Source organism: Pseudomonas rossensis, from assembly GCF_039888995.1.
GTDB classification, from domain to species: domain Bacteria; phylum Pseudomonadota; class Gammaproteobacteria; order Pseudomonadales; family Pseudomonadaceae; genus Aquipseudomonas; species Aquipseudomonas rossensis.
Map to the genome: position 1 here is coordinate 1 of NZ_JBBWCB010000207.1, position 7,003 is coordinate 7,003.

6 protein-coding genes are annotated in these 7,003 nt (G+C 59.9%); 4 read left to right on the forward strand and 2 right to left on the reverse strand.

Annotated features, from left to right (window positions below; translation table 11 throughout):
* Both WLY71_RS28785 and WLY71_RS28790 read right to left on the reverse strand, forming a co-directional pair.
* On the reverse strand, nt 1-1,842 hold a 1,842-nt coding region (locus WLY71_RS28785; RefSeq protein WP_347806272.1), incomplete at its 3' end, for a hybrid sensor histidine kinase/response regulator.
* A 320-nt stretch (nt 1,843-2,162) separates the two neighbouring features.
* Nucleotides 2,163-2,852 carry a GntR family transcriptional regulator gene (locus tag WLY71_RS28790; protein ID WP_347806273.1) on the reverse strand — a complete coding sequence of 230 codons (690 nt, stop codon included), beginning with the start codon at nt 2,850-2,852 and terminating at the stop codon, nt 2,163-2,165.
* A gap of 140 nt (nt 2,853-2,992) precedes the next feature.
* On the opposite strand from WLY71_RS28790, the gene WLY71_RS28795 reads away from it, so the two are divergent.
* The 4 genes from WLY71_RS28795 to WLY71_RS28810 are packed head-to-tail and all read left to right on the forward strand — an operon-like array spanning nt 2,993 to nt 6,867.
* Complete coding sequence (locus tag WLY71_RS28795) at nt 2,993-4,078, forward strand: ABC transporter ATP-binding protein (protein ID WP_347806274.1); 1,086 nt, start codon at nt 2,993-2,995, stop codon at nt 4,076-4,078.
* 1 nt (nt 4,079) lies between these two features.
* Nucleotides 4,080-4,997, forward strand: coding sequence for an ABC transporter permease (locus WLY71_RS28800; protein WP_347806275.1), 918 nt, complete (start codon nt 4,080-4,082; stop codon nt 4,995-4,997).
* Complete coding sequence (locus WLY71_RS28805; RefSeq protein WP_046048507.1) at nt 4,994-5,782, forward strand: ABC transporter permease; 789 nt, start codon at nt 4,994-4,996, stop codon at nt 5,780-5,782. Before WLY71_RS28800 ends, WLY71_RS28805 begins: the two co-directional genes overlap by 4 nt.
* Nucleotides 5,783-5,814: 32 nt before the next feature.
* The gene (locus tag WLY71_RS28810; RefSeq protein ID WP_347806276.1) at nt 5,815-6,867 is read left to right on the forward strand and encodes an extracellular solute-binding protein; all 1,053 of its coding nucleotides are present in this window, start codon (nt 5,815-5,817) and stop codon (nt 6,865-6,867) included.
* Nucleotides 6,868-7,003 lie beyond the last annotated feature (136 nt).

The window sequence follows — 7,003 nt, forward strand, 5'->3', positions numbered from 1 at the left end:
GGCCGCCGTCAGGACTTGATAACCTTCTTCGCGCAGTAACTCCACCGCTGCGCTGCGCACCGCCTCGTTGTCCTCGACCACCAGAATGGTTTCGTGTCCGCCTCGCTGTTGCGGGTCATGACGTGTCGTTTCGTTGAGCATCGGGCGCAGGCTGCGAGGGAAATACAGCTGCACCCGAGTGCCCTGGCCGACCACGCTGGAAATCTCGATATGCCCGCCGCTCTGCTTGACGAAACCGAACACCATGCTCAGTCCCAGCCCCGTGCCCTGGCCATCGGCCTTGGTGGTAAAAAACGGTTCGAAAGCCTGTGCGAGTACCTGCGGCGACATGCCAACTCCTCTGTCAGCCACCGCCACGCAGACATAATCGCCGGCACCGATGCCCTTGCCCGCACAAAACTTGCTATCAAGGGCGATGTTCTCGGCGCTCAGGTCAATGGTCCCCTCGCCTTTCATGGCGTCACGGGCATTGATCGCCAGATTGAGGACGGCGTTTTCCAGTTGATTGCAGTCCACGTAGACGTGCCAAAGGGCTTCAGCCGCGGTGACATTAATCTGGATGGTTTCCCCCAGCGCCCGCTGCAACAATTCCCCGAGTCCATCGAAGACCTGGCGCAGGTCGCAGACCGCTGGCGACAAGGGCTGACGACGGGCGAACGCGAGCAATTGCGAAGACAGTTTGGCGCCGCGTTCGACCGCGGCAATCGAAGCGCTGACCCGGCGCTGCACATTGGCGTTGTCCGGTTCATGCCGCGCCAACAAGTGCAGGTTACCGGCGATCACCTGCAACAGGTTGTTGAAGTCATGGGCCACGCCGCCGGTGAGACCGCCGATGGCTTCGAGTTTCTGCGATTGACGCAGTTGTTCTTCAGCGGCCAGCCGCGCTTCGACTTCGTCGGCAACGCGTTGCTCCAGATTGCGGGTGAACTTGAGCAGGGATTCTTCGGCGGTCTTGCGTTCGTGGATGTCGATCAACACCCCGGGAAAACGGAACGGTTCGCCCTGCTCATTGAATTCGCAGCCACCACTCGCCTGCACCCACAGATAACTGCCATCCGGGCGCAGGACCCGATACTCGGCGTTAAAGGGTTCGCCGGTTTCCACTGATTGGTTGATCTGCTCCTGCACCCAGCTGCGGTCATCGGGATGGATCCGTGCTTCGGCGATGTCCGTTGGCAGGTCGGTCAGGTTTTGCTCCGGCGGGTAGGAAAAGGTGCGGGCGAAACGCTCGTCACCGGAGAGCGCATTGCCCTTGATGTCCCAGACGAACGAGCCGAGCAAAGCCCCGGCATTGAGCGCCAGTCGCACCCGTTCGTTGTCGGCGTGATAGGCGTCCTCGGCGGCCTGACGGCGGCGTTCGGAGATCACATGCTCGGTGGTCTCGACCACCATCGCCATGACCCCGGCCGGTTTCCCGTCATCATCAGCCACCGGGCTGTAATAGAGGTCCAGCCAGACGTCTTCGGGTATCCCGTCGCGGAGCAACTCCAGGACTTTGTTGCGATAGGACAAGGTGCCGCCGGCCAGGCAGGTATCGACCACATACCGATTGAATTCGGCGACTTCCGGCCAGCCCAGTTCCACCGGAGAACCCAACAGGTAAGGATGGCGGCCACCGGCAAACGTCGAGTACGCATCGTTATAGATCATGTAACCCGGTCGGCCCCACAGCATCACCATCGGCAGTGGGGACGCGAGCATCAACTGCACCGCGCTGCACAGGCTTCTGGGCCAGGTGTCCATGTTCCCAAGCTCAGTCAGGCTCCAGTCGAACGCGCGGATGCGCCCGGCCATTTCACCGCTCCAGCCTGCACACCCATGGCTATCGTCTAGAAACTGCATCGACTGACTCTGTATCCCTGTAGATGACTGGCTTAAGGGATCGCAACGGCATGAGGACGGTGCGTGCCCGTTTGTTTCGAGCATCGCGGTCGCCAATGGTTTCATAGAGGTTAGCTGATTCACATCATCCAGGCTTTTGTGGCAATGGAGCTTGCCCTGCGGACGAACCTTGTAGCAGCTGGCGAAGCCTGCGTTCGGCTGCGAAGCAGTCGTAAAATCTGATGACGCGGTCCTTTCTGGTGCACCGCATCGTCTGGATTCACGACTGCTGCGCAGCCGAACGCAGGCTTCGCCAGCTGCTACATAATCCCCACCGGCGGCTAAACCTCAATCAGGTGCTTGAGCGGGTGGTAGCCGGTTTTCAGCGTGGCGGCGACGTCGAGAATCGCTTTCTCGATGCCATTCAAATGCATGCAGGTCAGTTCGATCGCAGCGCTCTGGTTGCCGGCTTCGATGTACTCGATCAGCCGCAGGTGTTCATCGTCGCGGCAAGCTTCGTGACTGTCGTCATCCAGCGCGGCGGCGTAAAGCGAGGCGCGGGAAATCAACTTGCGGAACCAGTCCAGCAACACCGGGTTGTTCAGGCTTTGCGCGAGTTTGATATGGAACTCGCCAAGCAGATGAATCAGCCGTTCATGGTCGCCGCTGCGGTGCGCTTCATCCTCCAGCAACAAGTGATCACGCAGGTCCTGGGTCACGGAGGTATCACGACGACGACAGAGCTCAGTGACGATGCCGATCTCGATCAAGCGCCTCGTTTCAAACAGCGAGCGGATCTCTTCATCACTGGGCAACGACACCGACGCCCCTTTGTTGGGCTCGGTGGTGACCAGGCCATCGGCCTCCAACTGTTTGAGCGCAGCACGAACCGACGTCCGGCTGACATTAAAAAGTTCGGCCAATGACGCTTCGCCGAGCTTCATGCCGGGACGTAAAGAACGTTTGCTGATCGCCTCGTAAACCCCTTGGTAGACGCGGTCGACCGTGGTCTCGAGTTTTTTCTCGGTCATCTGAACACTCCTTCATCACTAAACAACCGGCCCCAGGCGATGAGCAGCCTTTGAAAAAGGGGGTTGCACGAGCAGATTAATCCGGTTATTTCTAGATTGCATCCAGATATTGCATACAATAATTAGAGGAATGCACCATTATGGGTCATCCAACAGCAATCGAAGTGCGTAACGTCTCCAAGCGGTATTCCGACGATCCGGGGCTGGCTCCAGCCCTCGACAACGTTTCAGTCGACATTGCCGACAATGAATTCTTCACCCTGCTCGGCCCTTCCGGCTGCGGCAAGACCACTTTGTTGCGGACCATCGCCGGCTTCGAACAGGTCAGCGAAGGCGAGATTCGTCTGGCGGGCGAGCCGGTCAATGATTTGCCACCGTTCAAGCGCCGGGTCAACACCGTATTCCAGAGCTACACGCTGTTTCCGCACATGAGCGTCGCGCAGAATATCGCCTTCGGCCTCGAGATGCAGGGTCTTGATCGCAAGCTCATCCCGCAACGTGTCGATGAGATGCTGACGCTGGTGCAAATGCAACACCTGGCCCAGCGCAAACCGGCCGAGTTGTCCGGTGGCCAGCAGCAGCGCGTGGCGCTGGCCCGGGCCCTGGCGCCGAAACCCAAAGTGCTGTTGCTCGACGAACCGCTGTCGGCGCTGGACTTGAAGCTGCGCAAGGAAATGCAGGTCGAACTCAAGCGCGTACAGAAGGAAGCCGGGATCACCTTCATTTTCGTCACCCACGATCAGGAAGAAGCGCTGACCCTGTCCGACCGTATCGCCGTGATGTCCGCCGGCAAGATCCTGCAAATCGGTACACCGAACGATATCTACGAACGGCCGCAGCACCGCTTCGTCGCTCAATTCATCGGCGACATCAACTTCCTCCCCGGCCACCTCAAGCGCGGCCAGCAGAACGAAAAACTGTTCGTGCCGAGCGGCATGCCGGTGGAAATCCCCTGCCCGGCTCAGGGCTTCGATGGCGCCAGCGTGCAACTGGCGTTCCGCCCGGAACGCTCGCAATTGGTCGACCCGGCGCAACCGCATCACCTGCGCGGCGTCATTGAAGCGGTGTTGTATGTCGGCACCGCGACCCTTTACCAGTGCCGGTTGAACAACGACATCAAGGTCATGTTGCGCGAGAACAACGAAGGCCTGAACCGCGGTCGGGTGGTCGGTGATCGCGTCGCGGTCAACCTGCCGCCCCACGCCTGCCTGTTGATGGAGGCCTGAGATGAGCGTCAGCGGAACTTCTCCCGCCCTCAACCGTGCGCTGTTGCTCAGCCCGGTGGTTCTGACTTTACTGGCGCTGATCGCCATTCCGCTCGGCATCATGGGCTACATCAGCCTGTTGCCGCGCAACGTGTATGGCGGCGTAGACTGGCAGGCCGACTGGCAATTGCAAAGCTACGTGCAGCTGTTCTTCCAGGAAGGTTTCGACGGTGAACTGGAACTGAACTGGGTCTACGCCCAGGCGCTGTTGCGTTCGGTGTTCCAGGCCGGCGGCACCACCCTGCTGTGTTTCCTGTTCGGCTTCCCGGTGGCGTTGTGGATGTCGAGCCTGACACCGCGTCGGCGCAACCTCATGGTGTTGCTGATCACCATTCCGTTCTGGACCAACTTGCTGATACGCAACTACGCGTGGCTGATCATCCTGCGCGAGCATGGCTGGGTTGCTCAGAGCCTCAACGCGCTGTTCCCGCAGGCGGGCGGCATCACCCTGCTCTACAACGACTTCGCCGTCAGCGTCGGGCTGGTCTACAGCTTCCTGCCGTTCATGATTTTGCCGATCTATTCGACCCTGGAAAAACTCGACTGGCGTCTGGTGGAAGCGGCTTACGACCTCGGCGCCAATCGTTGGCACGCACTGAAGCGGATCATCCTGCCGCTGTCGATGCCCGGAGTGATTGCCGGCGCGCTGCTGGTGTTTGTGCCGAGTCTCGGTGCCTTCATCACCCCGGCGATTCTCGGCGGCGGCAAGACGCTGATGGTCGGCAACCTGATCCAGCAACAGTTCGGCACCGCGCGCAACTGGCCGCTGGGCAGTTCGCTGTCGTTCCTGTTGCTGGGGATTCTGCTGCTGTCCCTGGTGCTTTACGCCCTTTATAGCCGCAGCACCGCTAAAACTCTGCGTCGGGGAGCCACCGCATGATCGCCCTGCACCTGAAAAAACTGCCCCTGACCCGGGAAGTCAGCCTGCTGATCCTGGCCTATCTGTACGTGCCGATATTCGTGCTGATCGCCTACAGCTTCAACGCCAACCGTTCGGCCACGGTGTGGACCGAGTTCTCCTTCGCCTGGTACGGAAGGATTCTGGCCAACCCGTCGATCCAGACCGCAGCGCTGAACTCGATCATCGTCGCCGGCATCGCCACGGTGTGTGCCACGGCCATTGCCTTGCTCGCAGCGCTGGCGACCTATCGGCCGTTCTATGGACAGAAGATGGTCGAGGGCGGGATCAACCTGCCGCTGATCCTGCCGGAGATCGTCACCGCCGTCGCCACGCTGCTGCTGTTCATGGCGCTGGGGATCAAGCTCGGTTTGCTGACAGTGATCGTCGCGCACATCGGCTTCTGCATTCCTTTCGCCTACCTACCGATCCGTGCGCGGCTCAATGACCTGGACAAGAGTTTGCTGGAGGCGGCGAACGATTTGTACGCCAACCCGTGGCAGGTGTTTCGCCGGGTGACCTTGCCGTTGTTATGGCCGGCGGTGTTGTCCGGTTCGGTGCTGGCGTTCGTGGTCAGCCTCGACGATTTCATCATGACCTTCTTCGTTGCCGGCCCCGGTTCGACGACGTTGCCGGTGTACATCTTCTCGGCAATCAAGTCCGGGGTAACGCCGGAGATCAACGCGATCTCGACCTTGATGCTGGTGATTTCCATCGTGCTGGTGGTACTGGCCTTCTGGCTGGGACAGCGCGGCAAAAACCAATGAGTCTGGAGCCTGCTGTTATGAATAAAAAGCCAATGAAAACAAAAAGCATGCGTTTCGCTGTCGCCGGTCTGGCCCTGAGTTGCTTCACGGCGTTCAGCGCCCAGGCCGCCGAACCCAAGGAACTGTTCTTCTACAACTGGACCGACTATTACCCGGTGGAACTGCTGGCCAAGTTCGAAAAGGAGACCGGGATCAAGGTCACCATGGACGGCTACGACAGCAACGAAACCCTGCTGGCCAAGTTGCAGGCCGGTGGCGCGGCGTATGACGTGATCGTGCCGTCGCAGTCGATCATGCGCACGTTGATCAACCAGAACCTTCTGTTGAAAATCGACGCCTCGACCCTGCCCAACTTCCAGTACGTCAAACCGGCGTTCCGCGACCCGAGTTTCGACCCGGGCCGCAAGTTCTCCGCCCCGTACCTGTGGGGCACCACCGGGTTTTCCTATGACAGCGCGCGGGTGCCCGGCGGCAAACTGGACGACTCGTGGAAAGAGTTCTTCGAACCGCGCAAGGAACTGAAAGGCCAACTCGCCGCCCTCGACACCTCCAGCAGTGTGATCAACGCGGCCAGCCATTACCTGAACGTCGACGAATGCAGCGAAAACCCGCAGGACGCCAAGCGCATTCTGGAGCTGCTGCAAAAACAGAAACCGCACTTGAAGATGTACAGCTCGGACAACACCGTCGACCGCATGGCCTCCGGTGAAGTGATCATGATGCAGAACTGGAACGGCTCCACCGCCCGGGCCACGTTGCAAAAAAGCACCATCAAGTACGTGTACCCGCGCGAAGGCCTGGCGATGTTCCAGGACAACTTCGCCGTACCGAAAAGCGCCCCGCACCCTGGCAACGCGAAGATCTTCATCGACTGGATGATGAAGCCGGAAAACGCCGCCGCCGTGTCCAACGCCATCGCCTACGCCAACGGTATCCAGAGCGACAAGCTGATCGACGCCAAATGGCGGGTGATGGACGCGATCAACATGCCCGATGAGTTCGCCTCGCGCCTGCGCCCGGAGAAAGAGTGCAGCAACAAGGCGCGGGAGCTGCAGGACCGGATCTGGTCGAAGCTCAAGGGTTGATCGGCTGGTTTGAGACCGAGTCGCGGCCATCGCGAGCAAGCTCGCTCCCACAGGGTATTGGGTTGTTCACACATTCCATGTTCAACACAAAACCACTGTGGGAGCGAGCTTGCTCGCGATGAGGCCCGTCCAAACA